This is a genomic window from Stenotrophomonas humi, from assembly GCF_001431415.1.
Lineage (GTDB): Bacteria > Pseudomonadota > Gammaproteobacteria > Xanthomonadales > Xanthomonadaceae > Stenotrophomonas > Stenotrophomonas humi.
The window spans coordinates 139,538-166,229 of sequence record NZ_LDJI01000011.1 but is presented as its reverse complement, the minus strand read 5'-3'; the positions used below and the strand labels follow the sequence as shown (position 1 = coordinate 166,229).

Genomic DNA, 26,692 nt, shown 5'->3' with positions numbered 1-26,692 from the left:
ATACCTGCGGATGCGTAAGAGGTATATAAGCTACAGCCAGGTGTCCAATGGCGGCCTGTCCCCGATAGAGTTTGAACGGCAGTACGCACTAAACGGCTGAAGAGTGTCTACAAAAGCCTGGGCGATTCAAATGGCTGCAGGATGAGGAATGTCGACGGGACAGCGCAAAACCCAAATGAAGCGCACTAAGTCCGGCAAGCGCGTCGGACCTTCGCGATGAGCGGGACTTAATTTCTCTGCCACGCCAGCGCAACAGAAAACATCCAGATCGCTGACGGACTATCGCGAGCGGCCATAACAATTGCTACCGGGCTTCAACCCATGCTTCTTGAAACTTCACGTGATGAATGGGTTTTAATTGGATCCACAACCGGGCGTGCGTCATCTATCGGGAATAGAAATTGAAGTCCCGAATCAAATCGAAATGGAACCCTTTGTTTGACAACTCCATAATCGCCTCCTTCAGTCCTCCGGCGTAGGCGCCATGTAGACCGGCTCGCCATCCACCCAGGTCGACAGCACCTTCAGGTCATCAAGCTGGTCGGCGGCGACTTTCAACGGGTCGCGATCCAGCACCACGAAATCGGCGCGCTTGCCGCGCGCCAGGGTGCCGACCTCGGCCTCGTCATGACCAGCCCACGCGGCATCGCTGGTAAAACCACGCAACGCTTCCTCAGCGCTCAGACGCTGTTCCGGCTGCCAGCCACCCGGCGGCTGACCTTCGCGGTCCTGCCGGGTCACCGCCGCATACAGGCCCAGCCGCGGATCGACCTGCTCGACCGGGAAGTCCGATCCCAGCGCCAGCCGCGCACCACTGTGTAGATAGCGCTGCCACGCGTATGCCCCCTTGACCCGCTCCGGCCCAACCCGCTGTTCGGCCCAGCCCATGTCCGAAGTCGCGTGGGTCGGCTGCATCGAGGCGATCACGCCGAGCTTGGCAAAGCGCGGGATGTCCTCCAGCGACACCACCTGCGCGTGTTCCACCCGCCAGCGATGATCACTGTCCTTGCGCGCGCCCAGCACCTTTTCGTAAGTATCGAGCACGATGCGGTTGCCCCGATCACCGATGGCATGGGTTGCCACCTGCACCTTGCAGCCGTCGGCTTTGCGCACCGCCGTTTCAAATTCCTCCGGCGAAGTCATCAGCAAGCCATGGTTGTGCGGATCATCGCTGTAGTCGGCCAACATCGCCGCGCCGCGGCTGCCCAGTGCGCCATCCATGAACAGCTTCACGCCATGCATCTGCAACCGCCCGCCGGCATGGGTGTAGAGACCACTTCTGCACAGGTCGTCGAGCGCGTCCTGGTTGCCGTTGGCATAGGCATCAATGCGCAGCGGCAACTTGCCCTGGTCGGCCAGACGCTTCATCAACGCCAGGTCCTCACGTGACACGCCCATGTCGTGCACGCCGGTCAGGCCATTGCTGACCGCCATCTGCAGCGCGGCTGCCAGGCGCTTCTCGCGGGCCGCATCCTGCAAGGGGGGAATGTGCGACCGGACCAGCGTCGAAGCGCCATCGACCAGCACACCGGTTGGCTTGCCGGCGGCATCACGCATGATGCGCCCGCCTTCCGGTTGCCAGTCACCGCTCAATGACTTGCCGCCCTTCTCCGCCACACGCAGCGCCGCGCTGTTGACCCAGCCGGCGTGGCCGTCGATGCGGTCCAGGTACAACGGGCGATCCGGGAAGGCCGCATCCAGGTCGGCAACGGTCGGGAACGCGGTGTCGTCCCAGCGGTTCTGGTCCCAGCCGCCGCCCAGCAGCCATTCGCCCGGCGCCAGGTTCTTCTCGAACGCCTGCAACCGCGCCACCACCTCCGCACGGCTGCGCGCACCGGAGAGGTCCGCCTGCGCCAAAGCGTCACCGAGATAGACCAGGTGCGCGTGCGCGTCGATCAGCCCGGGCACCACAGTGGCCTCGCCGAGGTCGATGCGTGGCGCATCGGGATACAGTTGCAGCATGGCTTCGGCACTGCCTGCATCCAGCAGCTTGCCGCTATCGGTATCCCAGGCCAGGGCGCCGACCACAGGCTGGGCAGGATCTCCGGTGCGGATGGTATCGGCCACCAGAACCCGCACCTCGGCGTGGGCCGGGCTCAACTGCAGGCAGGGAAGCAACAGGGCAAGACAGGCGACACGACGCATTGCAGGCACTCCCGAACAGGATGTGCGGCGACTATGCCGTCATCGCGCAGGCGTGACAAACCATGAAGGTGCGAGCCTGACCTCGGTATCAGTCGGCGCTGACGTCCACGCGCACCCGGATACGTTCGCCGGGGTGGTAGTCGCGACGCGTGCGGTACTCGCGGCCGGCGTACTCGTAAGTGACGTCGTAGCCGTCAACCCGCTCGCTCTCGCTGCCGTAGCCGCTTGGCTCGCACACCCGCACATCGCCGCGGCGGTACTGCTGGGTGCGATTGTTGGCATCGTAGATGGCACGCCCGGCGGCACCGCCGGCAAGGGTGCCGACCGCCGTACCGATGTAGCGGCCATCGCCACCCCCGATGCGGCTGCCGAGGACCGCGCCGGCCAGCCCCCCGATCACGGTGGCGATCTGCCGCCCGGATTCGTTGCCACCGCGCTGATAGCTGCCGTTGTCATAGCCACGGTCCACATAGCCATCGTTGCGATAGCCGTTGCCATTATTGCCTTGGACGTAATCAACGTCGCTGCGCTCGTAACAGCGCTCACCGCGCCCTTGGTCGCCGCCGACGATGATCGGGTCCACCCGCACCACGCGGGCGTAGTCGTAGGCAGGCCCGTTGTCATTCTGCGGGTTGCCCGGACGGTACTGGCCGTCGTCGTAGCGCGGGTCCGGGCGGTATTGCCCATCGTCGTAACATTGGGCAGAGGCGTTGAAAGCGGTCAGTCCGCCCAGGATCAGAACACCGGCAAAAGGCAGCGAACGAAGCATGGCGGAAGGATCACTCGGGTTGGAATGTGGCGATGCTCAGGCGCATCGGGTGAAACCCGCCTGAACCGGACGGGCGCGCCCCGCAGGGTACGCCCGTCCAACGCATGAATCAGGCGGAAAACTCGGTTTCCAGGCTGACCGGCACCGCACTGAGCGCCTTGGACACCGGACAGTTCTGTTTGGCGTCATCGGCAATTGCGCGGAACCTGGTCTCGTCCAGCCCCGGCACCACCGCCTTCACCTTCAGCCGGATCTGCGACAACTGCGGTCCACCGTCCATCGACAGGTCGACATCGGCGCGTGTGTCCAGCGACGTGGGCGGGAAGCCGGCCTCACTCAGCTTGGCCGACAGCGCCATGGTGAAGCAGCCGGCATGCGCGGCAGCGATCAGCTCCTCCGGGTTGGTGCCCTTCTCGTCGCCGAAGCGACTGTTGAAGGCGTATCGCGTGTTCTCCATCAAACCACTTTGTGGCGTGCTCAAACGGCCCTGACCGGACTTCAGGTCCCCTTCCCAATGTGCGGTAGCGTGGCGCGAAATACCCATGGAACGACTCCTGTTGGTAGACACGGGGCCAGCTTAGAGCACCACCTGTTAGCGCATTGTGCGGCACGACCGGTACATGGCCATGCAAACGGACACACCGGGACAAGCGCCTGGATACCCGCTCGGAAGTGCTGTTTTCATGCCACTTTCGCCATCCCTGCGGGACGACAAGGTACTCAGAAGCAATTTTTATGGGGTTTTTTATCGATTGCCTATTGGCGGCATGCAATTCATGCCCTACATTTCGCTTGCCGACGGGGTCGGCACGACCAAACAACCAACCGTTCAATGGAACAGGAAATCATGGCAAAGACCGCTAAAAAGGCTGCCCCGAAGAAGGCAGTGAAGAAAGTCGCCACCAAGGCCGCCGCAAAGCCGGCAGCACCGAAGCCGATCAAGGAAGCCCTGACCAAGTCGGGTCTGGTTGCACATATCGCCGAAGCCACCAGCGTTGCTGCCAAGGACGTGCGCGCCGTGTTCGCCGCCCTGGAAGGCGCCGTTGCCGCTTCGATCAACAAGAAGGGCGCTGGCAGCTTCACCCTGCCGGGCCTGCTGAAGATCACCACCGTCAGCGTTGCTGCCAAGCCGAAGCGCAAGGGCATCAACCCGTTCACCAAGGAAGAGCAGTGGTTCGCCGCCAAGCCGGCCACCACCAAGCTGAAGGTTCGCCCGCTCAAGAAGCTCAAGGACGCCGCGCTCTAATCAGCGCGCCCCTTGTGGCGGACGAAACGGGACGGCATTGCCGTCCCGTTTTTTTTTTGCGCCCGCTCCGGCCGAGCAGCGCCCTGCTCGGCGAGGGTATTCCCGGCAAGATCAGTTGCCGGGTGGGCTCGGAGCGGCCAGCTCGGTCATTGCCGAAAACGCTCCCATGGGCCGCAGCGTTCCATCGGCATTGTTCCGGAAACACTGGAACACAGCGTGTTGGTTCGACGCCTCGTACCGGCGCATGGGCGCGCCTATGGTGATAGCCCTCCCCCAACGTCCCGATGCCGCCATGACCCGCAGCAAGCATCGCTATCGCATCAGCGTCACTCCCATCGAAACCGACGGCCAGCAGTGCACCGGCCGCTGCAGCATCGAGTTCGAACAGCACAGCCAGCACAGCTGGATGCGCGAATTTGAATCGGCCCAGCGCCTGCGCCGCCTGTCCTGCAACGACGACGCCAGCCTCGTGGTGGTCACCGGCCTGCTCACCGCCCTGGCAGAAGCATCGGTGCGCGCCGACAGTCCGCTGGCCACGCTGCAGCCGGAACTGGATCAGCTGCTGCACAAGCTGGACGGACTGCGCGGCAAAGAATGAACCGCTGGTGGCGACATTGCGCCGCTGCTAACTGAGCATTCACCGGTTCCGGTTATCGTGCGCATCCATACCCGCCATTGCCGCGAGCCGCTCCGATGAACCTGCGCCACCTGATCCTGCCCGCCATCGCCTGCGTGGCCCTGGCCACCACTGCCCACGCCGCACCGCAGGTGCAAGGCAGGCAACTGACGGTGGGTGCCGCCGACGTGCAGCAATACCTGGATGGCAGTTTCCCACGTACCCAGAAGGCGCTGGGCGGCCTGCTGGCGCTTACCGTCAGCCAACCGCACCTGGCCTTGCCGCAGGGCAGACGTCTGGATCTGGGTTTCGACCTGGCCATGGCGGCCGGTGGTTCGTCGGTGCCGGTGGGCAACGTCCAGATCAGCAGCGGCCTGCGCTACAACCCGCAGACGCAGGGCTTCCATCTGGACCAGCCCACGGTCGACAACTTCCGCCCGGCCATGGCCGGCGGTGAGATCGATGCCAGCACCCGCAGCCTGCTCAACAGCTGGCTGGCCGACTACGCGCGCCGCGAGCCGATCTACAAGATCGACCCGGCCATCGCCAAGGTGATGGGCGTGCTGCAGGTACAGTCGGTGGGCATCGAGAACGGACGCATCGCGGTGACCTTCAATCAGAACCTGGGCAGCTTTGTGCCGCAGGGTCTGCTGGGGAACTGACCGGAAGCGGGGATTGGGGAACAAGCAATTGGAAATGATGGTGCACGCTGCACCATCATTCCCCGGCCCCTGTCAGCGCTCCCGCTCCCCGCTCCATCAGCGCTTCGGCTGCAGCATGGTGCCGGTGCACTTGGGGGAGCCACAGCGGCATTCCCAGATCTTCTTCAGGCGCGCGGTGTGGCGCTCGGCCAGGGTGATGCCGTAGTTGTAGGTCAGCTCTTCACCGGGCTTGATGTCGCGCACCGCTTCGATGAACACCTTGTCGGCGGTGCGGTCGTCGCCTTCGACTTCTTCGATCATCGCCTCGCAGTTCGGGTCGCAGCTGTGGTTGATCCAGCGCGCGTCGTTGCCCTTGTGGTTGGCATCGATGACGTACTCATCGTTGAGCGTGAACAGGAAGGTATGCCCGCTTTCCACGTCGCCCGTATCGTCGGCGTCCACTTCTTCGTGGCTCCGGCGCTTGCCCTTGTACTCGATGACACGCTCACCCTTCTTGATGGCCGCCAGCGAAAACACGCCGTTGCCGTGGATGGAGGATTTGCGTGCCTGGATCTTCTTGGGCATGTATCTGGCCGGAATCTAATGGGAAGCGGGGATTCTCGCCCATACAGCTCAAGCGGGGAACAGGCAGCAGTGTCTAAGTAGTGATGGTGCAAAGAGAAGTCAGCGCACACCGCACACGCATTCCCCACTCCCCATTCCCCGCTCCCGGCCCCACCTGAACAGGAAAACTTGGACCAGACGCCAGCAAAGCGTACAATTTTGGTCCGCATTGATTACCCCCCTGCCAAAATGCTCCGCGTCACCAAGCTCACCGATTACGCAACCGTTGTCATGACCGTGCTCGCCGCGCGGCCGGACGAGGTGTTGAGCGCGACCGAGCTGGCCGAAGCGGCCGGGCTGGAGCCACCGACCGTCAGCAAGTTGCTCAAGCCCCTGGCCCAGGCCGGGCTGGTGGAAGGCCTGCGTGGCGTGCGCGGCGGCTACCGCCTGACCCGCCCGGCAAGCGAGATCACCCTGATCGAGATCGTCGAGGCGATGGAAGGCCCACTGGCGATCACCGAATGCAGCCAGGGCCAGAGTCATTGCGGGATCGCCAGCCAATGCGGCGTGCGCTCGAACTGGCGGCTCATCAACGATGTTGTCAGCGACGCCCTGCGCGCGGTCACCCTCGCCCAGATGCTGCACCCCTTACCGCTTGCCGACCGTCGCCGCATCAGCGTCGACGTCGTCTCCTGAACCATAGTAGGCAGCCCCATGGCCACCGAAACCATTGAAAATGTCGGCATCGCCGACACTCCGAACCGTGAGATCCACGAACAGCTGGGTCGCAAATACGAGGCGGGCTTTGTCACTGACATCGAATCCGACTCGTTCGCGCCCGGCCTGGACGAGGATGTCATCCGCGCTCTGTCAGCCAAGAAGGAAGAACCGGAGTGGATGACGCAGTGGCGCCTGGACGCCTACCGCCACTTCCTGACCATGCAGCAGCCGAACTGGGCCAAGCTGGAGATCGAGCCGATCGACCTGCAGGCGTTGAGCTACTTCTCCGCGCCCAAGGGCCCGAAGTACCAGTCGCTGGACGAGGTACCCAAGGAGCTGCTGGACACCTACGACAAGCTCGGCGTGCCGCTGCATGAGCGGGCCAAGCTGGCCGGCGTGGCGGTGGACGCGGTGTTCGACTCGGTTTCCGTCGGCACCACGTTCCGCAAGGAGCTGGCCGACAAGGGCGTGATCTTCTGCTCGATCTCCGAAGCCATCCGCGAATACCCGGAGCTGGTGCGCAAGTACCTGGGCACCGTGGTACCGGTGGGCGACAACTATTTCGCCGCGCTCAACTCGGCCGTGTTCTCCGACGGCAGTTTCGTGTTCGTGCCGGCCGGGGTGCGCAGCCCGATGGAGCTGAGCACCTACTTCCGCATCAACGCCAGCAACACCGGGCAGTTCGAGCGCACCCTGATCATCTGCGAGGACAAGGCGTACGTGTCCTATCTGGAAGGCTGCACCGCGCCGATGCGCGATGAGAACCAGCTGCACGCCGCGGTGGTCGAGCTGGTCGCGCTGGAAGATGCCGAGATCAAGTATTCGACCGTGCAGAACTGGTACCCGGGCGACGAGAACGGCGTCGGCGGCATCTACAACTTCGTCACCAAGCGTGCCGAATGCCGTGGCGCACGCTCCAAGGTGACCTGGACCCAGGTGGAAACCGGATCGGCGATCACCTGGAAGTACCCGTCCTGCGTGCTGCTGGGCGATGACTCGGTGGGCGAGTTCCACTCGGTGGCGCTGACCCATCACCGCCAGCAGGCCGACACCGGCACCAAGATGATCCACATCGGCAAGCGCACCAAGAGCAAGATCATCTCCAAGGGCATCAGCGCCGGCCGCGGCCAGAACACCTATCGCGGTCTGGTCAAGGTGGCTGCCGGGGCCGATGGCGCGCGCAACTACACCCAGTGCGATTCGCTGCTGATCGGCAAGAAGTGCGGCGCCCACACCTTCCCCTACATCGAGGTGAAGAACCCCAGCGCCACCGTCGAGCACGAGGCGACCACGTCCAAGATTTCCGACGACCAGATGTTCTATTGCCGCACGCGCGGCATCGACCAGGAGAACGCGGTGTCGATGATCGTGGACGGCTTCTGCAAACAGGTGTTCAAGGAGTTGCCGATGGAGTTCGCGGTGGAAGCCAAGAAGCTGCTGGAAGTGTCGCTTGAAGGGTCGGTCGGATGAGCCGCCTGTCATTGCTCCTGCTGGCCTTGCTGCCGGTCGCCGCCTCCGCCGCGTCACCCGGCAAGGCCTGTGACAACGCCCGCACCCAGCTGGAAATCAACGACTGCGCGGCCCAGCAGGCCAGCGCCGCCGACACCGAACTCAATGCCGTGTACCGGCAGGTGATGCAGCAACTGCAGGGCCAGCCGGTGGCCATCGAAAAACTGCGCGCGGCCCAGCGCCTGTGGATCCCGCTGCGCGATGCCGACATCGAAGCGCGCTACCCGGTCGGCAAGGACGAGAACCCGCGCGTGCTGTACGGCTCGATGTACCCGATGCTGTATTCCGCCGCCAAGGCCGACCTGACCCGGCAGCGCACCCAATGGCTGCGCGCCACCTTCATCGACCGCGCCGAAGGCGATCTCTGATCGCCCTGCCCCCTACCTATTGAAGACCGCACCCTCATGCTGAAGATCGAAAACCTCCACGCAAGCATCGGCGACAAGGAAATCCTCAAGGGCCTGTCGCTGGACGTGAAGCCCGGTGAAGTCCACGCCATCATGGGCCCCAACGGCGCCGGCAAATCCACGCTGGGCAATGTCCTTGCCGGCCGCGAAGGCTACGACGTGAACGAAGGCCTGGTGCAGTTCGAAGGCAGCGACCTGCTGCAGCTGGCGCCGGAAGAACGCGCTGCTGCCGGCCTGTTCCTGGCGTTCCAGTACCCGGTGGAAATCCCCGGCGTGAACAACACCTACTTCCTCCGCGCCGCGCTCAACGCACAGCGCAAGGCGCGCGGTGAGGAAGAACTGGACTCGATGCAATTCCTCAAGCTGGTCCGGCAGAAGCTGGCCGTGCTGCACCTGAAGGACGAGCTGCTGCACCGTGGCGTCAACGAAGGCTTCTCCGGTGGCGAGAAGAAGCGCAACGAGATCTTCCAGCTGGCCGTGCTGGAGCCGAAGCTGGCCATCCTGGACGAAACCGATTCGGGCCTGGACATCGACGCACTCAAGAGCGTGGCCGATGGCGTCAACGCACTGCGTTCGCCTGACCGCTCGTTCCTGGTCATCACCCACTACCAGCGCCTGCTCGACTACATCAAGCCGGACGTGGTGCATGTGCTGGCCGACGGCCGCATCGTCAAGACCGGCGGCCCGGAACTGGCATTGGAGCTGGAAGCGCACGGCTACGATTTCCTGAAGGACCGCGTGGTGCGCGAGGCGGCCAAGTAATGACTGCCCTGCTCGATTCATTGGCAAAGGGCTTCTGCGGCAGCAACGAGCGCGCCGAGCTGCTCGAAGCGGCCCTGCAGACCGGCCTGCCCGCCGCCCGCAACGAAGCGTGGAAGTACACCTCACTGCGCCAGCTCGAACGCCGCAGCTTCAGTGCCGCACCGTTGCAGGCGCTGACCATCGACGCCGCGCTGCTGGCCAACATCCCGGCGCCGCGCCTGGTGTTCGTCAATGGCCGCCCCAGCGATGCGCATAGCGACCTGGCCGGGCTGGATGCCGGCGTGCAGGTACGCACGCTGTCGGCCACGCTGAAGGACGCACCGGACGCCACCCGCTTCCTCGGCCGCCGCTTCAACCGCGCCGAAGAGATCTTCGCCCAGCTCAATGCCGCGCTCGCCGATGAAGGCGTGCTGGTGCAGGTGGAAGCTGGCATCAGCAGCGCCACGCCGCTGCACCTGGTGTTTGTCAGCGCGCCGGATGAAAGCGACCGCGCCTGGCACCACCGCCATTTCATCGAGCTGCGCCGTGGCGCCTCGCTGGGGCTGGTGGAACACCACCTGCAGTCCGGCGACAGCGCGCACCTGGACAACACGCTGGTGCACGTCCATCTGGCGCAGGACGCCGTGCTCTCGCATGCCCGCGTGCAGGCCGACAGCCCGCGTGCGACCAGCCTGCTGCGCACCGACGCGGTGCTGGCACGCGATGCACAGTACCGTCGCATCGATCTGGAGCTGGGCGCCGCACTGAGCCGCCACGAGTTGAACGTGCGACTGGAAGGCGACAACGCCAAGCTGGTCGCCAACGGCGTGCTGCTGGGCACCGGCCGCCGTCATATCGACACCCGCCTGGGCATCGAACACATCGCACGCGATACCAGCGCCGAGCTGGTGTGGCGTGGCGTGGCCGCCAACCGCAGCCGCGTGGTGTTCCATGGCGGCATCAACATCCGCGAAGGTGCAGACGGCACCGACGCCAACCTGTCCAACAAGAACCTGCTGCTCTCGGCCGATGCCGAAATCGACACCCAGCCGACGCTGGTGATCGATGCCGACGAGGTCAAGGCCGCACACGGCGCCACAGTCGGCCAGCTCGACGCCAATGCGCTGTTCTATCTGCGCTCGCGTGGCGTACCGGCCGAGCAGGCGCGCGCCATGTTGAGCGCCGCGTTCTGCCACGAACCGCTGGCGGCCGTGGAAGGCATCCTCACCGAGAAGCTGGCCCGCCATCTGGACCAGGCACTGCAACAGGCTGGCATGGCATGAACCTCTCTTCACCGCGTCCGATCCACCCTTCGGCCACCGCTCCCGACTGGGAGCGCGTGCGCGCCGATTTCCCGCTGCTCATGCGGGAAGTCAACGGCAAGCCGCTGGTGTATTTCGACAATGCCAACACCGCGCAGAAGCCACTGTCGGTGATTGGCGCGGTGGACGAGTTCTACCGCCGCTACAACGCCAACGTCAGTCGTGCGGTGCACGCGCTGGGCACCGAGGCAACCGACGCCTACGAAGGCGCACGTACCAAGCTGGCGCGCTTCCTCAACGTACGCAGCGATGAGCTGGTGCTGTGCAGCGGCACCACCTTCGCGATCAACCTGGTCGCGTATTCGTGGGCACTGCCGCGGCTGAAGGCCGGCGACGTGATCCTGGTCTCGCGCATGGAGCACCATGCCAACATCGTGCCGTGGCAGCTGGTCGCCCAGCGCACCGGCGCGACCATCCGTGTGGCCGAGATCAGCCCCGACGGCAGCCTGGACATGGACGCGCTGCACGCGGCGATGACCCCGGAAGTGAAGCTGCTGGCGCTGACCCACGTTTCCAACGTGCTCGGCACCATCAACCCGGTGCGCGAAATCTGCCGTGAAGCGCGCAAGCGCGGCATCGTCACCGTCATCGATGGTTCGCAGGCTGCCCCGCACCTGAGCGTGGACGTGACGGCCATTGGTTGCGATTTCTACGCCATCACCGGCCACAAGATGTGCGGCCCAACCGGCACCGGCGCGCTGTGGGCACGCCGCGAGCTGCTGCAGGAAATGCCGCCGTTCATCGGTGGCGGCGAGATGATCAAGGAAGTGAGCTTCGACGGCACCGTGTTCAACGATGCCCCGCACAAGTTTGAAGCCGGCACCCCGAACATCGCCGGTTTCATCGGCCTGGGCGTGGCGGTGGACTACCTGGAAGAACTGGGTCGCAACCACATCGAAGCGCGCGAGCAGGAATTGCTGGCTCACTTCACCGAAGAACTGCAGCGCGTCGAGGGCGTGCGCATCTTCGGCACCACGCCGCACAAGGCCGCAGTGGTTTCGTTCCTGGTCGAAGGCGCGCACTCACATGACCTGGCCACCCTGCTCGACCTGCAGGGCGTGGCGGTCCGCTCAGGCCAGCACTGTGCACACCCGTTGCTGCAGTACTACGGCGTCGCCGCCACCTGCCGCGCCTCGCTCGCGTTCTACAACACGCACGAAGAGATCGAGTCGTTCATGGCTGCGTTGAAGAAGGTGCGCGCCCTGCTGGGGTGATCGGCAACACGGGCGGCATTCTTGCCGCCCTTTCGCAACTGTGACAGCCTCCCAGCCAAATCCACGCGCAGGGGGGCCTATGAGCGCAGGCAAGCTACGTGATTTGGCGCGGTCATGGGTACTGGCAGCCATGCTTTGGCCCTGTCTGGCATGGGCGGCAATGGCACCGGTGAAACCCGGCCAGGTACCCACGCTCAAGCCCGGCGAAGGCTTCGTGCTGGTCGCCGTGGACACCAACATCGACCTGCATCAGGTACGCCTCAACCGCGATGGCAAAGTGTGGGGCGACGGCACCATGTCCGGCCTCGTCAGCGGTCAGAACTACCGCCTGTATGTGGCGCCGGTTGGCCGTTACGAATGGCGTGAACTGTCCTTGGTCTATGGGCTGCGCTACCAACTGAGCAGCGACAAGGAATTCGAATTCGACGTCGATGCCGGTGCCATTGCCTATCCAGGCGATCTGGTGTTCCGGCCCACCTCGTACTGGCGTGCCGACATCCGCCGTTCCAACCGCGGTCTGGCCGCCATCAACTGGCTTCAGCGCAACCATCCTGCAATCTACGGTCAGTACGCGCTCAACTACTCAGGCCATTACCCCGATCCATTCCCTGCGTTCTACAAAGGCATCGCCGCGTCACAGACGCCACCGCCTGCTGATGCCGTCACCAACACCGGCACTGCAAATACACCGAAGGAGCCGGAGAAACAGGAAGATGCTGGCGCTCCCTGGTGGCGTCATTCCAGCATCATCGCCACCAGCCTCAACCCCGCCGGCACCTTGCTGGTGCAGCAGATCCGCCAGGCATCAGGAAAATGGAATCTGGACCTGATCGACCTGCAGAACAACTCGGTCGTCCAACTCGCCTCGGCCGATCTGCCGCTGGACAGCCTGCGCTGGACCAGCGACCAGACATTGCTGGTTTCGGTGCGCCTCTCCGATGGCACCCATCGTGTCACCGTAGTGCGCATGCCGATGGATACGCAGGGCAAGCGTTCCTTTTCCACCTACCAGATACCGTTGCGGGGCAAGGTACTCGACCAGCTCCCAGCGCGCCCGGACAACATCCTGTTCGCCAGCTATACGCGCGACAACGAACTGATGGTGCATCGGATGGATGTCGCCAGCAAAGCGGCAGTTGACGCGTTCCGCCCGCAGTTCCGCGAGCGGTTGAATACCGGACTGAAGGACGACATCTGGTGGTTGAGCGATGGGGATGGCAGGTTGCGCATGGGCATCGTCCGCCGCGGCGAAGACCACATCCTGGTACGCCGTGAGCGGGACCGTTTCGAGGACGTGATGAACCTGTCAGACGAGAACGATTTCGACCCGATCGGACTCTCCTCCGACGCCTCCCGGATCTACGCATTGACCGACAAAGGCCGCACCCAGCGCGACCTTGTGGAATTCGACGTCGCAAGCCACACCATCACCCGCACGATCTATTCGCAGCCTGGAACGGACGTCCGCGCGGCGCTGTTCGATGAGCTGCGCAACATCATCGGTGTCGAGTACTACCGCAGCGGACAGTTGCTGACCGATTACTTCCAGGATGCCGACGCCGCCATCGCCAAGCGGGTCGCCGCATCATTCCCCGGCCGTGCCGTGGAACTGGTGGAGCGCAGCCGCGACGGACAGAACCTGATCCTGCGCGTGGACTCCGCTGACATGCCACCGGAGCTGTATCACCTGAACGTGGCACAGGGGCGTGCAGCGCAGGTCGGCGAGCTGTTTCCGTGGTTGGCAGGACGTACCTTCGCCCCCACCCAGACCCTCCGCTTCACCGCGCCCGACGGCCTCAAGGTCGAAGCCTTCCTCACCCTGCCGGCGGGCGACGCCCCCCGCCCTCTGGTGGTGTTCCCTCACGGCGGCCCAATCGGTGTCGCTGACAGCCTGCATTTCGATCCGGAAGTGCAGTTCCTGGCTTCACACGGCTATGCCGTGCTGCGGGTGAACTTCCGTGGCTCGGAAGGCTATGGGCGTGCATTCCGTGAAGCCGGTCATCGCAATTACGGCAGTGGCATCGAGAACGATATCGATGCAGCCATCACGCTCGCCGTTTCCGGTCACCCGATCGATTCACAGCGTATGTGCGTGGTCGGCTCCAGCTATGGCGGCTACTCGGCACTGGTCTCGGCGGTGCGGTGGCCTGCACGGTTCCGTTGTGTGGTGTCCATCGCCGGCATCAGCGACCGCCTGCTGTTCTTCACCGCCAGCGATGCCGCACGCAGCGAAAAGGGCCGGCAACTGGCCGAGAAGCTGATGGGCAACCCCAACCAGGACCTGGCAACCATGCGCGATGCCTCTCCGCTATATCGATATGACGTGCTGACCACACCGGTCATGCTGGTTCATGGCAAACAGGACGCGCGTGTGGATTTTGAACACAGCCGGCGCATGGCCCGAATGCTCGCACTGGCAGGCCGGCCAGCAGACGAGGTGTACTTCGATGATGAAGGGCATGGCTTCAGCTCCCCCGCCAACAAGACAAAGGCATGGGAGGAAATTTCCGCTTTCCTCGACAGGATGATGCGTCATCAACCATCCAGTGCCGGTCTCTGAGCCCAGCCCGCGCAGAGGGGCGCGTAGCTGTGGTTCGAGCCCAACCGCACACATGAGCCCCCCGCTGGAACGATGCGGACTGGGCATGAAGCGGGATGCTCATGCAATAATGCGAACAATTCGCATTTGCAAGAAGCATGAGCCCCGCGTCCTCCACCACCCTCGCCGCCCTGTTCCGCGACCACCACCGCTGGTTGCTGGCGCGGCTGTGCCGCCAGATGCGATGCCGCTGGGATGCCGAGGACATCACCGCCGAGACTTTCACCCAGGTAGCTGCCTCGCGCACGCCGCTGGCCAGCATCGATGAGCCGCGTGCGTTCCTGACCACCATCGCCAAACGCCTGCTGTTCCACCTGCGCCGGCGCCGCGACCTGGAACACGCTTGGCTGGAGCAACTACGACACAGCCCCGAAGCCTTCTCGCCCTCACCCGAAGAACGTGCGTTGCTGCTTGAAACGGTGCTGTTGGTCGATCGCAGCATGCAGTCGCTGCCAGCACCTGCCCGTGCAGCTTTCCTGTACAGCCAGCTCGACGGCATGGGCCACGAGCAGATCGCGCAGCAACTCGGGGTATCGGTACGCACCGTCGGCCGTTACCTACGGCAGGCATGGACCTGTTGCCTGCAGGATCTGCAGACGGCGAACGATCCATGAGCCAGGACGCATCGCAGGTGGCCATGCAGGCCGCGATCGACTGGATGGTGCTGCTGCAGTCCGGCACTGCCGACAGCGGCAGCCAACAGCGGTTGCAACGCTGGCTCGATACCGCGCCCGAACATCGTCAGGCCTGGCAGCAGCTGCAGGAAATCCAGGGGCGCTTCCAGCGCCTGCGTGACGTGGCACAGCGCCATCCCGGCCAGGAACAACAGGCCCGCGAGCTGCTGTTGCGGCCATCACGGCGCGTAGCCCTGCGCTCGCTGGCGGCATTGGCCGTGACCGCCGGCGGCGCCGCATTGTGGACCGACCGCCAGTTCCCGTTGCGCGAGCTCGGTGCCGACTTCCGCACCGCCACCGCGCAGCGCCGTCGGTTCGCGCTCACCGATGGCAGTTCATTGGTCCTGGATGCGCGCAGCGCTGTGGACGCGGCATTCGATGGGGTCCGCCGCCAGCTGTGGCTGCGCCGTGGCAGGGCCCTTCTGGAAGCCGTCGCCGATCCGCGACCGGTGCTGCTGCACTCGCTGCATGCGCAGCTGACACTGCTGCGGGGCCAGCTGATGATCGAGCGCGACGAGAGCCGGACCATCGCAACCGTGCTCGGCGAACATGCACTGATACAGGACAGCAACGGGCAGGCGCTACGCCTGCAGGCTGGGCATTCGGCACGCGTGGACGCCACCGGCATCACCGCCCTGAGCACCGATCCATTGCAGCTGAGCCAGTGGCTGCATGGCCGCGTCAGCCTCGACAACGCACCGCTGCAGGAACTGGTGGAACGCCTGCGTCCCTACCGCAGCGGGTTCCTTCGGGTCTCGCCGTCCGCCGCAATGTTGCGTGTGCAAGGCGTGTTCGCGCTGGACGAAAGCCAGCGCACTCTGGCTGCGCTGGCCGAGACGTTGCCGGTTTCCATCCAGTCCTACGGGCCGGTCACCCTGATCGACAGAAAATAGTTGTTGCGAACGTGTCCGATTTCCCGCCGTCGATACACATCCCTATCCGAACCCCTTATTCGGAAGCCGTATCGATGTCCGCCTCCCCCCTGCTCCGCCCTTCCTGCCTGGCCTTGGCGCTGTCGCTGGCCTGCGCCGCACCGTTTGCCCACGCACAAGACGCCAACGGCGCAAGCAGCGCAATGGTCGACTACCAGATCGACGCCGGCCCGCTCGGTGCCAGCCTCAACCGCATCGCGGCCGCGGCCGGCCGCACGCTGTCGGTGGATCCATCCTTGCTGCAGGGCAAGCGCGCTGGCGCGGTAAACGGCCGCCTGTCGATCGAACAGGCGGCTGCACAAGCGCTGCAGGGCAGCGGCTTGCAGTTGGCCACCACCGCCAGCGGTGCCTTGACCGTACAGCGCGCGCCGGCCAATGGCGTTGAACGCATCGGCACGCTGCGCGTGCAGGGTGACCAGGGAAACCGCACCCAGCTGGGCGATGACCGGGTCAGCCCGGCCGACCGCCCGTACGCCTCGCCACAATCCGGTGCGCATCTGTCGCTGCAGCAGATCGAACGCTCACGCGGCACCCAGGCCGGCGACATCTTCAAGAGCGTTGCCGGCGTGATCAATGGCGACAACCGCAACTCCGGCGCGCTGGACCTCAACATCCGCGGCATGCAGGGCTTCAACCGCGTGCCGGTGGTGATCGACGGCAGCCAGCAGCAGGTCACCGTCTATCGCGGTTATGCCGGCGTAGCCGGGCGCAGCTACATCGACCCGGACATGATCGGTGGCATCGATATCCAGAAGGGCCCCAGCAGCGGTGCCGAAGGCGTCGGTGCGATCGGCGGCGTGGTCAGCATGCGCACCTTGAACGCCGAGGACATCATCAGCAGCGACAAGGACTGGGGCATCCGCCTGAAGGGCGGCTTCAGCGACAACAGCACCTCGCCACCGCCGGCCTTCACCACGGGTGGCCTGCGCAATGGCGGACGTTTCCTCACCGCCTGCGGCGGCGGCCGCACCTGCACCGTGCAGCAACTGCCCACCGAATTTGCAGATGACACCGGCATGGACCGCCCCTCCACTGGCACCCCGGCCGGCGGCAGCGGCAGCCTGGCGGTGGCCAAGCGCTGGGATCAGTTCGAAGTGGTTGGCGTCTACGCACGTCGCAAGACCGGCAACTACTTCGCCGGTGAGAACGGCCCGGGCGCGCCCGAGCCGCATTACGCGGTAAGCCGTACCACCGACAGCCGCGGCCGTTGGGTCGAGTACACCAACGTTACCTTCGACGGCCTCAATCGCTTCCGTGCCGGCGAGGAAGTGCTCAATACCTCGGTGGACAACCAGTCCTGGCTGCTCAAGGTCACCTGGAAACCCAGTCCCGACCAGGCACTGGAAGTGGGCCGCATGAAGTACCAGAGCCGCTACGGCGAGCTGATGCCCTCGGCGATCCTGCGCGGCGAAGGCGCGCTGCAGTCGGCGCTCAGTGACGTCGATGCCGATACCTGGACCGCGCGCTACCGCTGGCAGCCGGCCAACGAACTGATCGACTTCAAGGCCAATGCGTGGCGTACCGCGTTGGACAACACCATCCGCAACGTCTACTCGTTCCCGGCATTGCCGCCGGAGTTCACCTACATCGAAACCACCTACCGCCAGTCCGAGCGTTGGGGCATCGATGCCACCAACACCTCGCGCTTCATCACCGGCTGGGGCGACTTCGCCCTGCAGTACGGCTTCACCCACGGCAAGGAAGACGTGCATCCGATCAGCGCGAAGCAGAGCTTCAGCAGCAACAATGCCAAGCGTGAGGAAAGCAGCGCGTTCGCCAGCGCCGAATGGGTGCCGGTGGACTGGTTCAAGTTCGACGCCGCACTGCGCCACACCCGCTACAAGAGCTACGACCGCGAGATCACCCGCGTGCCGTCGCAGAGCCGGCCCATCACCTATACCGATGTGCATCTGCAGGGCCGCGACAGCGGCAACACGCCGATCGCGGCGATCACCTTCACCCCGTTCGAGGGCGTGCAGGTTTACGCCCGCTATGCCGAAGCGCTGCGCATGCCAGGCCTGTTCGAAACCAGCTCCGGCCCAGTGCCCAGCATGTTTGCCATGGACCTGCGCCCGGAGCATGCCAAGAACCGCGAGTACGGCATCAACCTGATGCGCGATGGCCTGTTTGCCGAAGGCGACCAGGCGCGCCTGAAGCTGGCGTACTTTGACAACCACGTGAAGGACTATCTGACCCGCACCACCGTGCAGTTGGAAGGGTGGGTGTCGGCACCGGTGATCGAGAACATCGACAACGCCGACTTCAAGGGCTACGAGATCAGCGCCGAATACCGCACGCCACGCTTCTTCGGCGAGCTGTCCGGCAGCTATTACACCTACACCAACTTCTGCCACAGCGACCGCGCCTATCCGACCAGGTCGCCGGCCTGCTATGCGGGCGGTGTCACCGACAGCTACGCAAGCAATCACGTGCCGCCGCGTGCGTCCGGTGCACTGACCCTGGGCACGCATCAGTTCGATCAGCGCCTGACCGCCGGCACCCGCGTCAGCTACACCGGCAACCGCCCGACCCTGCCACGCGCCAGCAACATCATTCCGGTGGTGGACTGGGGCTCGTACGTGCTGGTGGATGTGTTTGCCAACTACCGCCTCAACGACCACGTCGCGCTTGATCTGGGCGTGGACAACCTCACCGACCGCTACTACATGGACGCGATGACGCTGGGCCTGATGCCCTCGCCAGGTCGCACCGTACGCCTGGGCTTTACCGTCAACTTCTGAGGAACCCTGCATGTCTGATTCCCCCGCACTCCTGGCAACCAGCCGCAGCCGGCGGCTCAAGGCTGCCACCCACGGCACGCATGACCGGTTGGACCAGCGCATCATGCGCGGCGATCCGTTCGCTTCGCTGGACAACTACCGGCGCTTCCTGCGCGTGCAGTACCGGTTCCATCGCGATCTTGCGGTGCTGTACTCGCTGCCGGTGCTGCAGGCGCTGCTGCCGGACCTGGTCGAACGCCAGCGGTTGCGCGAACTGGAGCAGGACCTGTTCGACCTGGACGAACCATTGCCTGCGGATGAAGGTTCTGCGTTGACCGACGACATTGATCCGGCAACGGCACTGGGCTGGCTGTACGTGGTCGAAGGCTCCAACCTGGGCGCGGCCATCCTGTTCAAGCTGGCCACCCGCATCGGGCTGGATGCCGCGCATGGCGCCCGTCACCTGGCCGGACATCCCGATGGCCGTGCCCGTCATTGGCGGCGTTTCACCGACGCACTGGACGGCAATGCGCTGGACGCCGAACAGGAAGAACGCCTGGTGGCCGGTGCCACCCAGGCATTCCAGCGCGTGCACGGGTATGTCGAGCAGGCATTCACCGACTGAGATGGACTCCACGCTCGCGCCGCCACCATCGCTGTCCATGCCACGACGCCACCGCGCCGTGCGTGTGGGTTATCTGCTGCTGGGCATGGTGATGGTGGCGTTGGGCATCATCGGCGCGCTGTTGCCGGTGATGCCGACCACCATCTTCATGATTCTGGCGGCTGCCTGCTTCGGGCGCTCATCACCGCGTTTCGAGCGCTGGCTGCTGCAGCATCCGCAGTTCGGCCCGCCGTTGCGGCTGTGGCGCGAACAGGGTGCGATGTCGGCACGCGCCAAGGCCTTTGCCTGCGGCGGCATGGCACTGGGCTTCGCCACGTTCTGGTACTTCGCCCATCCCTCGTTGCTGCTGTGGAGCACGGTCGCCATCGGCATGAGCGCCTGCGCCGCCTACCTGCTCACGCGCCCGTTGCCGCGCGGGATTGGTCCTGTTCAAACCCATGCCGGTAGCGAACGCGGCATCCGCAGCGTGGCGGCGACAGTGACGGTGCTGATCCACGCCGGCCTTTTCGCCTTGTTGCTGTGGAGCCGCGCACAGGCGCCAGCGTTGCCGGTGGTCGAGCCAAGCGAGCGCACGCAGTTGGTGATGCTGCCACCGCGCGCACCCGAACAACCGCTGGAAGACATCATTGCCCCCACACCCTCCACCGCCGCCTCGGCCCTGCAGCAGAAGCCCGAGCCACCGAGGCCACAACCGCCCTCGCCGCCCCGTACCGACGCACGCTGGGTGATTCCGCCGCCGCAGCCACCGCAACCGATCCAACAGGCACTGGCACCGCAGCAGCAGGAAGCCTCCATCGCGGCGGCACCACCCAGCCCGCCACTGCCGCCCGGCCCCAGTGCCGCCGACCCCGGCAAGGACAGCTGGGAGGGCCGGGTCATGGCCAAGCTGGAACGCCACCGCCGCTATCCCAACGCCGCGCGCGCGCGCCGCGAGCAGGGCATCGCCCACGTCCGCGTCAGTCTGGCCCGCGATGGCGCCCTGTTGGCATTGGCGCTGGAGCAATCCTCCGGCTCGACGCTGCTGGACCAGGCGGCACTGGATACTTTCCGTCGTGCCGCGCCGTTGCCTGCCGTGCCGGACGAACGCAGGGCGCCGCTGGAGTTGTCATTCCCGGTGGAGTTCTTCATGCGGTGAGAGACGGAATACCGCACACCACAACACACTTTCAGATGGTCATTTCCACGCAGGCGGGAATGGCATGCTGGGAAATGGCCAAGTGAACGGACTTCCCGCCGGTTCCGCATCCAGCACCTCCCGGTCGGCGCCCGCCGTTCTAGAATGCGAGCATGAACGAGCTGACCTTCCGTACCGCTACCGCCACCGATATCCCGGCCCTGATCGAACTGGTGACCTCCGCCTATCGCGGCGATGCGTCCCGTGTGGGCTGGACCACCGAAGCCGACCTACTGGATGGTCAACGCGTTGATGCCGACGGCATCCTGGCCGACATCAACCGTCCACGCAGCGTCATCCTGATCGCCGAACAGAATGGCCAGTTGCAGGCCTGTTGCCATGTCGCCGACGAAGACGGCCATGGCTATTTCGGCATGTTCGCCGTCAGCCCCACCGCCCAGGGTGGCGGCGTCGGCAAACAGGTGATGCAGCAGGCCGAGCGTCATGCGTTCGAGCAATGGCAGCTGCCGACCATGCAGATGACCGTGATCGACTGCCGCGATGAGCTGATCGCCTTCTATGAACGCCGTGGTTACGTGCGCACCGGCATCAAGAAGCCGTTCCCGTACGGCGATGCCCGCTATGGCCTCCCCAAGCGCGACGACCTGCAGTTCGAAGTGCTGGAGAAGCCGCTGGGGACTGCGGCATGAGCGAAACCTGGACCTTCATCTGCGCCAGCGAGGAACTGCTGCCCGGCGAAATGAAGAGCGCGTTCGACGAAGTCACCGGCACGCCGCTGGTCGTGTTCAACCTGGATGGCGAGTTGTATGCGCTGGAAGACCAATGCAGCCATGAGGAATTTGAACTGTCCTCCGGCGTGATCGACCCGGTCGAAGGCAGCATCGAATGCATCCTGCACAGCGCCCGCTTTGACATCCGCGATGGCCGCGCCCTGTGCGCCCCCGCCTACTCGCCGGTACCCAAGTTCCCGGTCAAGCGGGAACACGGCGGCATCTGGTCACGCGACGACCGCGACTGAGTCAGGCGGCCTGCGATCAACGCTTCACCCGACGCCCCGCAAGGGGCGTCGGTGTTTCCACGGCCAGCTGCCAGCTCGGCACACAGCCGCCTCCGCCGCTGACCGCGTGCGCGACTGAGTGCGGCATCCCCGCCGGCAGGCGCATTTGGCCTGCCCTGATCAGCCACTTTGCGGACGGGCGCCGTTATTTCTCAATATTGATAACGCAAACAATTCTCAATAAGATGCGCATCCATTGCATCCGCAATGCCTTCGCGTACCCCTGCATTCCATGCCCAACCCGCCCGCCATGGCCATTCAGCGACCGACCGCCTTCGTGCGGCAGCGTTTGCCGTGGCTGATGCTGGTGTTCGGAATGCTGCTGGCCTGGGCGATGCTGGGCCACGGCCAGCCGGTCACGGCCCACCTCGCATCGGCGGCGCAAGCCCCGGTGCTGGTCAGCCCCGACCGGGGTCACCCGGACGATCTGCCTGATCTTGTCGCCATTGCTGAATCGGGCGCCGAATCCTTCCGCAGCGCGCGCCAACGCCCTGTCGACACTCCTGCCCCGCCGACGACCGCCCCCGTGGCAGCGCCGGCCCGCATGTTCGTGGCTGCCGCCGCCGACACGCTGCTCCAGCATGCCCTAGAACGGTCGCACCGTTATCCGCCGGCGCCGTATCTGCTGCTGAATCCCGGCCACGCCCCTCCGCTGGCCTGAGTCCTGCGCTGTCTTCCGCTGCGCCCGTCCCGGGTGCAGCCGATTCGCCTGTTACGTCTCTTCCTTTTGCGTCCGCCTGCTGCGCCGATGCCTTCTTTCTGTTTGCCTTCGAGCCCCCTCATGACCCTTGTGCGTACCCCGCTGACCTCCGCCCTGCTGCTTGCCATGGCCCCGCTGGCCGCCCACGCCGCGCCCGACACTGCTGACAGCGGTGCCGAACAGCGCAAGGCCACCGAACTGGATGCGGTTGATGTCCATGCCGAACAGGCGCGCCTGCAATCTTCCAAGTTCACCGCATCGTTGCTGGATACGCCCAAGTCGGTGTCGGTGATCTCCCAGCAGATCATCGAGCAGACTGCCGCCACCACCCTGCTCGACGCCCTGCGCACCGTGCCGGGCATCACTTTCGGCGCGGGCGAAGGCGGCAACCCCACCGGTGACCGTCCCTTCATCCGTGGCTTCGATTCGCAGTCGGACATCTATGTCGATGGCCTGCGCGATGCCGGCAGCCAGACCCGCGAAGTGTTCGCCATCGAGCAGATCGAAGTAGTGAAGGGGCCGAGCTCGGCTTACAGCGGCCGCGGTTCGGCCGGCGGCAGCATCAGCCTGGTCAGCAAGACCCCGAAGCTGCGCGACTTCGTGCAGGGCTCGGTCGGCCTGGGCACGGACAGCTACCAGCGCGCCACGGTCGACGCCAATGCCGTGATCGGCGACGGCATTGCCGCGCGCGTGAACGTGATGAAGCACGACAGCGACATCGCCGGCCGCGATGAAGTCAACGTCAGCCGCTGGGGCATCGCACCCTCCATTGCCTGGGGCCTGAATGGCCCGACCCAGTTCACCCTGGGCCATTACCACATGGAAACCGACGATCTGCCCGACGCCGGTGGCTTCCCGTACAACAACCCGTTCACCAGCGGCGCCAATGTGTCCAAGAACGGCGACGGCAGCCCGATCGTGCCGGACCGCAACAATTTCTATGGCCTGGTTGACCGCGACTTCCAGGAAACCAAGGCCGACATCACCACCGCCAACCTGTCCCACGAGTTCGGTGCATTCACCGCCCGCAACGTGGCCCGCTTCGGCCGTACCACCAACGATTATCTGTGGACCCAGCCGGATGACAGCAAGGGCAACCCGAACCTGTACGGCACCCTGTGGCGCCGTACCAATGCCCGCGCGGCACGCACCGAGAGCTTCATCAACCAGACCAGCCTGACCGGCGAGTTCAACACCGGCGCGATCAAGCACAACATCAATGCCGGCATCGAGTACTCGGAAGAGAAGACCCGCCGCGGCACGTACGACATTGGCCTGGTCAACGGCAAGAACGGCACCTGGAATCCGATCACCGGTACCACCAGCTGCCCGACCACCGGTGCCGGCACCGGCTACAACTGCACCGATTTCGCCAATCCGACGCCGCATGATCCGTGGTCGGCCTCGCATACCGTCACCCGCAGCAACCCGGCACAGGATGTGCGCCAGACCAACCGCACCCGTTCGGCCTACCTGTTCGACACCATGGAGTTCAGCCCGCAATGGCTGTTGAACCTGGGCGTCCGCTTTGACGATTACGACGCACGCCTGATCACCCCGACCCCGGCCGCCATTGCTGCCGGCACCAATGACCTGCGCAATGCCGAATCGTTCTGGAACGGCCAGGCTGGCCTGGTGTTCAAGCCGACGGCCAACGGCAGCGTCTACCTGTCGTGGGGCACCTCGTCCACGCCGGTGGGCATGGACGCCGGCGACGGCGCCGACGGCATCACCGTCGCGATCAAGGACCTGGCACCGCAGCGCAGCCGCAACATCGAACTGGGCACCAAGTGGGACCTGCTGGACCAGCGCCTGTCGCTGACCGGCGCCATCTTCCAGACCGAAATGAACAATGCCCGTGTCCTCAACGACGCCGGCACCACCCAGAACGCGGGCAGCAAGAAGGTCAAGGGTGCTGAAATCGGCTTCAGCGGCACCATCGTTGAAGGCTGGCAGGTGTTCGGTGGCTATACCTACCTGGATGCAGAGCTTGAGGACAACGGTTTTGCCTTGGTCAACGGCGCCTACGTGCCGTCCCCGCTCAACGGCAACGCGTTCCCCAATACCGCCAAGCACAGCGCCAACGTGTGGACCACGTGGTCGCCGTCGTTCGTACGCGGCCTGACGGTCGGTGGCGGCGCCAGCTACGTCGACAAGGTCTACGGCAACACCGCCAACACCAAGTGGGTACCGTCGTACACCCGATGGGACGCGATGGCCAGCTATGCCTTCAATGACACCTACAGCCTGCAGCTGAACGTGCAGAACCTGACCGACAAGGTGTACTTCACCAAGGCCTATGCTTCGCACTATGCAGCGATCGCACCGGGCCGCTCGGCAAGCCTGACCTTCAACTTCAAGTTCTGAGCACCACCGCCCCCGGCTCCGGCCGGGGGCTTTGCTCACAAGGGAAACCTCATGCTGCTGCACATCCCCGACGTACTCACGCGCGAGCAGGTGGCACTGGCCCGCCAGCGCCTGCAGGAAGCGGGCTGGGCCGACGGCAAGGCCACGGCCGGCTATCAGTCGGCACAGGCCAAACAGAACCTGCAGTTGCCCGAATCCGATCCGGCCGCACGCGCCCTGGGTTCGATGATTCTCGATGCACTGGGCCGCAACCAGACATTCTTCGCTGCCGCGCTGCCACGCCGGGTATTTCCGCCACTGTTCAACTGTTATCGCGAAGGCCAGACCTTCGGCTTCCATGTGGACAATGCGATCCGCTACGACCACATCAGCCGGCCCAACGATCCGCAGCCGGTACGCACCGATCTGTCCGCCACGCTGTTTCTGGCCGACCCGGATGAATATGACGGCGGCGAACTGGTCATCGAAGACACCTACGGCAACCAGCGGGTGAAGCTGCCGGCAGGGCATATGGTGTTGTACCCGGGCACCAGCCTGCATCAGGTCACGCCGGTGACGCGCGGCGCGCGCCTGGCATCGTTCTTCTGGATCCAGAGCATGGTGCGCGACGATGGCCAACGCCGGCTGTTGTGGGACATGGACATGTCGATCCGCCGCCTCACCCAGGATCACCCCGAACACCCGTCGCTGGTCAGCCTGACCGGCGTGTATCACAACCTGCTTCGACAATGGGCAGACGCTTGAGCAGCACGGTACGCGACCCGCAGACGTTGCTGCAGCAGTTGGCCGATGACCCTGACAGTGCGATGCAGGAGCTGGAGCAGCGCGCGCAGAACGGCGATGCCGTCGCGCAGTTCCTGCTTGGGCAGGCCTGCATGGAAGGCCGTGCCCGCACATTGGATGCCGGCACCGGAATGGCTTGGTTCGAGCGCTCTGCCAACGGCGGGCTGGCCGTGGCGATGAACATGCTCGGCCGCTGCCATGAACTCGGTCAGGGGACGCCGGTCAATCACGAACTGGCGGCGGTCTGGTATCGCAAGGCAAGCGACAGCGGGCTCGACTGGGGCATGTACAACCTCGCCAACCTGCTCGCCACGGGCCGCGGCGTAGGCCGCGACGAAGCTGCCGCTTACGCGCTGTACCTGCAGGCGGCCGAGGCCGGGCACGCCAAATCCATGAATCTGGTCGGGCGCTGCCTGGAGGAAGGCAGCGGTGTCGCAGCAGACCCTGGCGCCGCTCCAGGCTGGTACCTGCGCTCGGCACAGGCCGGTGACTTTCGCGGCCAGGCCAGTCACGCCTCGTTGCTGCTGGCCGCCGGCAACATCGATGAAGCCGTGCACTGGCTGCAACAGGCATTGGCACATGGCAGTCCCTCCTTCTTGACCCAGATCCGCCCACAACTGGCAGGCTCGGTACACGCGGCCATCCGTGCGCTGGTATCCGATGAGAATTGATATTCGTCAATTGCTATCAATTCTCATTTGCACAAGCTAACGACTCCCAATTACAATCCCCGCCCGAAGACGCCCGGCTGACCTGGTCGCGCGTTCCACCTGGGGATTTCAGTGCAGCAAGCACCGCGCCATCCGTACCTGGCCATCACCGCACAGCGCTCCCATGCGCTGCGTCCGGTGGCCCTGTGCGCGCTGCTCCTGCTGTCGCTGCTGGCCTCGCTGTGGCAGGTCGGGCAGCACGTGCCGCGTGCCGGCATGGTCGAAACCACCGCTTCGGCTCCCGGCGAAGAACGTTCGGGCGGTGAGAAACCACTTGAAGAAGAAAGCCCGGCCAAGCTGCGCCGGGTAGCCAGCCTGCGTGCGCCGCGCGTCGTGCAGTCGTATCCAGCGCTGCACCCCCAAACCATGACGGTCGCCGACGCTACCGACCGTTCGATGATCCCGGCCTCGCCACGTCAGACACATCACGCCTTGACGAGCCTGCGCCAGCAACGCGGCCAAGCGCCTCCCCTGGCCTGATCGCTTCGCATCCGGG

General features: G+C 64.9%; 26 protein-coding genes. 22 read left to right on the top strand and 4 right to left on the bottom strand.

The genetic code is table 11. The features are described 5' to 3' along the window. Positions 1–462 precede the first annotated feature (462 nt). The 3 genes from ABB26_RS06320 to ABB26_RS06310 all read right to left on the bottom strand — a co-directional run bounded on the left by ABB26_RS06320 (position 463) and on the right by ABB26_RS06310 (position 3,458). Positions 463–2,145, bottom strand: a complete 1,683-nt coding sequence (locus tag ABB26_RS06320) for an amidohydrolase (RefSeq protein WP_057632833.1) — start codon at positions 2,143–2,145, stop codon at positions 463–465. 88 nt (positions 2,146–2,233) lie between these two features. Continuing rightward, on the bottom strand, positions 2,234–2,914 hold the full coding sequence (locus ABB26_RS06315; RefSeq protein ID WP_057632832.1) for a glycine zipper 2TM domain-containing protein: 681 nt from the start codon (positions 2,912–2,914) through the stop codon (positions 2,234–2,236). A gap of 109 nt (positions 2,915–3,023) precedes the next feature. Then, positions 3,024–3,458, bottom strand: coding sequence for an OsmC family protein (locus ABB26_RS06310; protein WP_057632831.1), 435 nt, complete (start codon positions 3,456–3,458; stop codon positions 3,024–3,026). Between the two features lie 303 nt (positions 3,459–3,761). Here ABB26_RS06310 and ABB26_RS06305 point away from each other — a divergent pair, with 303 nt between their 5' ends. The 3 genes from ABB26_RS06305 to ABB26_RS06295 all read left to right on the top strand — a co-directional run bounded on the left by ABB26_RS06305 (position 3,762) and on the right by ABB26_RS06295 (position 5,438). Next, complete coding sequence (locus ABB26_RS06305) at positions 3,762–4,160, top strand: HU family DNA-binding protein (protein ID WP_057632839.1); 399 nt, start codon at positions 3,762–3,764, stop codon at positions 4,158–4,160. A gap of 292 nt (positions 4,161–4,452) precedes the next feature. Next, complete coding sequence (locus tag ABB26_RS06300; protein ID WP_057632830.1) at positions 4,453–4,758, top strand: DUF3861 family protein; 306 nt, start codon at positions 4,453–4,455, stop codon at positions 4,756–4,758. A 95-nt stretch (positions 4,759–4,853) separates the two neighbouring features. Continuing rightward, positions 4,854–5,438, top strand: coding sequence for a YceB family lipoprotein (locus ABB26_RS06295; protein ID WP_057632829.1), 585 nt, complete (start codon positions 4,854–4,856; stop codon positions 5,436–5,438). 96 nt (positions 5,439–5,534) lie between these two features. Here the strand turns inward: ABB26_RS06295 and ABB26_RS06290 are convergent, their stop codons facing one another. Next, the gene (locus ABB26_RS06290) at positions 5,535–6,002 is read right to left on the bottom strand and encodes an SET domain-containing protein (RefSeq protein ID WP_057632828.1); all 468 of its coding nucleotides are present in this window, start codon (positions 6,000–6,002) and stop codon (positions 5,535–5,537) included. Positions 6,003–6,230: 228 nt separating this feature from the next. On the opposite strand from ABB26_RS06290, the gene ABB26_RS06285 reads away from it, so the two are divergent. The 19 genes from ABB26_RS06285 (at position 6,231) to ABB26_RS06195 (ending at position 26,676) form a co-directional block, all read left to right on the top strand. Then, positions 6,231–6,677 carry an SUF system Fe-S cluster assembly regulator gene (locus ABB26_RS06285; RefSeq protein WP_057632827.1) on the top strand — a complete coding sequence of 149 codons (447 nt, stop codon included), beginning with the start codon at positions 6,231–6,233 and terminating at the stop codon, positions 6,675–6,677. Between the two features lie 18 nt (positions 6,678–6,695). Continuing rightward, on the top strand, positions 6,696–8,171 hold the full coding sequence (gene sufB, locus ABB26_RS06280; RefSeq protein ID WP_057632826.1) for a Fe-S cluster assembly protein SufB: 1,476 nt from the start codon (positions 6,696–6,698) through the stop codon (positions 8,169–8,171). After that, positions 8,168–8,578, top strand: coding sequence for a lysozyme inhibitor LprI family protein (locus ABB26_RS06275; protein ID WP_057632825.1), 411 nt, complete (start codon positions 8,168–8,170; stop codon positions 8,576–8,578). Before sufB ends, ABB26_RS06275 begins: the two co-directional genes overlap by 4 nt. Before the next feature lie 36 nt (positions 8,579–8,614). Continuing rightward, complete coding sequence (gene sufC, locus ABB26_RS06270) at positions 8,615–9,379, top strand: Fe-S cluster assembly ATPase SufC (RefSeq protein WP_057632824.1); 765 nt, start codon at positions 8,615–8,617, stop codon at positions 9,377–9,379. Further along, positions 9,379–10,641: a Fe-S cluster assembly protein SufD gene (gene sufD, locus ABB26_RS06265; protein ID WP_057632823.1), complete on the top strand. Its 1,263-nt coding sequence runs from the start codon at positions 9,379–9,381 to the stop codon at positions 10,639–10,641. The genes sufC and sufD overlap by 1 nt, the downstream gene beginning before the upstream one ends. Then, a complete protein-coding gene (locus ABB26_RS06260; RefSeq protein WP_057632822.1) occupies positions 10,638–11,894 on the top strand; it encodes a cysteine desulfurase in 1,257 nt (418 codons plus the stop codon). Before sufD ends, ABB26_RS06260 begins: the two co-directional genes overlap by 4 nt. Positions 11,895–12,054: 160 nt before the next feature. Continuing rightward, positions 12,055–14,454, top strand: coding sequence for an alpha/beta hydrolase family protein (locus ABB26_RS06255; RefSeq protein ID WP_057632821.1), 2,400 nt, complete (start codon positions 12,055–12,057; stop codon positions 14,452–14,454). A gap of 137 nt (positions 14,455–14,591) precedes the next feature. Further along, positions 14,592–15,107, top strand: coding sequence for a sigma-70 family RNA polymerase sigma factor (locus tag ABB26_RS06250; protein ID WP_057632820.1), 516 nt, complete (start codon positions 14,592–14,594; stop codon positions 15,105–15,107). Next, a complete protein-coding gene (locus ABB26_RS06245) occupies positions 15,104–16,060 on the top strand; it encodes a DUF4880 domain-containing protein (protein ID WP_057632819.1) in 957 nt (318 codons plus the stop codon). Before ABB26_RS06250 ends, ABB26_RS06245 begins: the two co-directional genes overlap by 4 nt. A 74-nt stretch (positions 16,061–16,134) precedes the next feature. After that, positions 16,135–18,840, top strand: a complete 2,706-nt coding sequence (locus tag ABB26_RS06240; RefSeq protein ID WP_083490707.1) for a TonB-dependent receptor — start codon at positions 16,135–16,137, stop codon at positions 18,838–18,840. Between the two features lie 10 nt (positions 18,841–18,850). Next, on the top strand, positions 18,851–19,444 hold the full coding sequence (locus ABB26_RS06235; RefSeq protein ID WP_057632817.1) for a biliverdin-producing heme oxygenase: 594 nt from the start codon (positions 18,851–18,853) through the stop codon (positions 19,442–19,444). A 1-nt stretch (position 19,445) separates the two neighbouring features. Then, positions 19,446–20,579: a TonB family protein gene (locus tag ABB26_RS19675; RefSeq protein ID WP_083490706.1), complete on the top strand. Its 1,134-nt coding sequence runs from the start codon at positions 19,446–19,448 to the stop codon at positions 20,577–20,579. A 152-nt stretch (positions 20,580–20,731) separates the two neighbouring features. Beyond that, positions 20,732–21,268 (top strand): GNAT family N-acetyltransferase, encoded by a 537-nt coding sequence (locus tag ABB26_RS06225; RefSeq protein WP_057632816.1) that lies wholly within the window; start codon positions 20,732–20,734, stop codon positions 21,266–21,268. Beyond that, positions 21,265–21,597, top strand: a complete 333-nt coding sequence (locus ABB26_RS06220; RefSeq protein WP_057632815.1) for a non-heme iron oxygenase ferredoxin subunit — start codon at positions 21,265–21,267, stop codon at positions 21,595–21,597. Before ABB26_RS06225 ends, ABB26_RS06220 begins: the two co-directional genes overlap by 4 nt. Positions 21,598–21,868: 271 nt before the next feature. Then, on the top strand, positions 21,869–22,297 hold the full coding sequence (locus ABB26_RS06215; protein ID WP_057632814.1) for a hypothetical protein: 429 nt from the start codon (positions 21,869–21,871) through the stop codon (positions 22,295–22,297). Positions 22,298–22,417: 120 nt separating this feature from the next. Next, a complete protein-coding gene (locus ABB26_RS06210; protein ID WP_057632813.1) occupies positions 22,418–24,703 on the top strand; it encodes a TonB-dependent receptor in 2,286 nt (761 codons plus the stop codon). A gap of 51 nt (positions 24,704–24,754) precedes the next feature. After that, positions 24,755–25,447, top strand: a complete 693-nt coding sequence (locus ABB26_RS06205) for a Fe2+-dependent dioxygenase (protein WP_057632812.1) — start codon at positions 24,755–24,757, stop codon at positions 25,445–25,447. Continuing rightward, the gene (locus ABB26_RS06200) at positions 25,444–26,157 is read left to right on the top strand and encodes a tetratricopeptide repeat protein (RefSeq protein WP_245626147.1); all 714 of its coding nucleotides are present in this window, start codon (positions 25,444–25,446) and stop codon (positions 26,155–26,157) included. Before ABB26_RS06205 ends, ABB26_RS06200 begins: the two co-directional genes overlap by 4 nt. 111 nt (positions 26,158–26,268) lie before the next feature. Continuing rightward, the gene (locus ABB26_RS06195; protein WP_057632810.1) at positions 26,269–26,676 is read left to right on the top strand and encodes a hypothetical protein; all 408 of its coding nucleotides are present in this window, start codon (positions 26,269–26,271) and stop codon (positions 26,674–26,676) included. Positions 26,677–26,692: the final 16 nt, after the last annotated feature.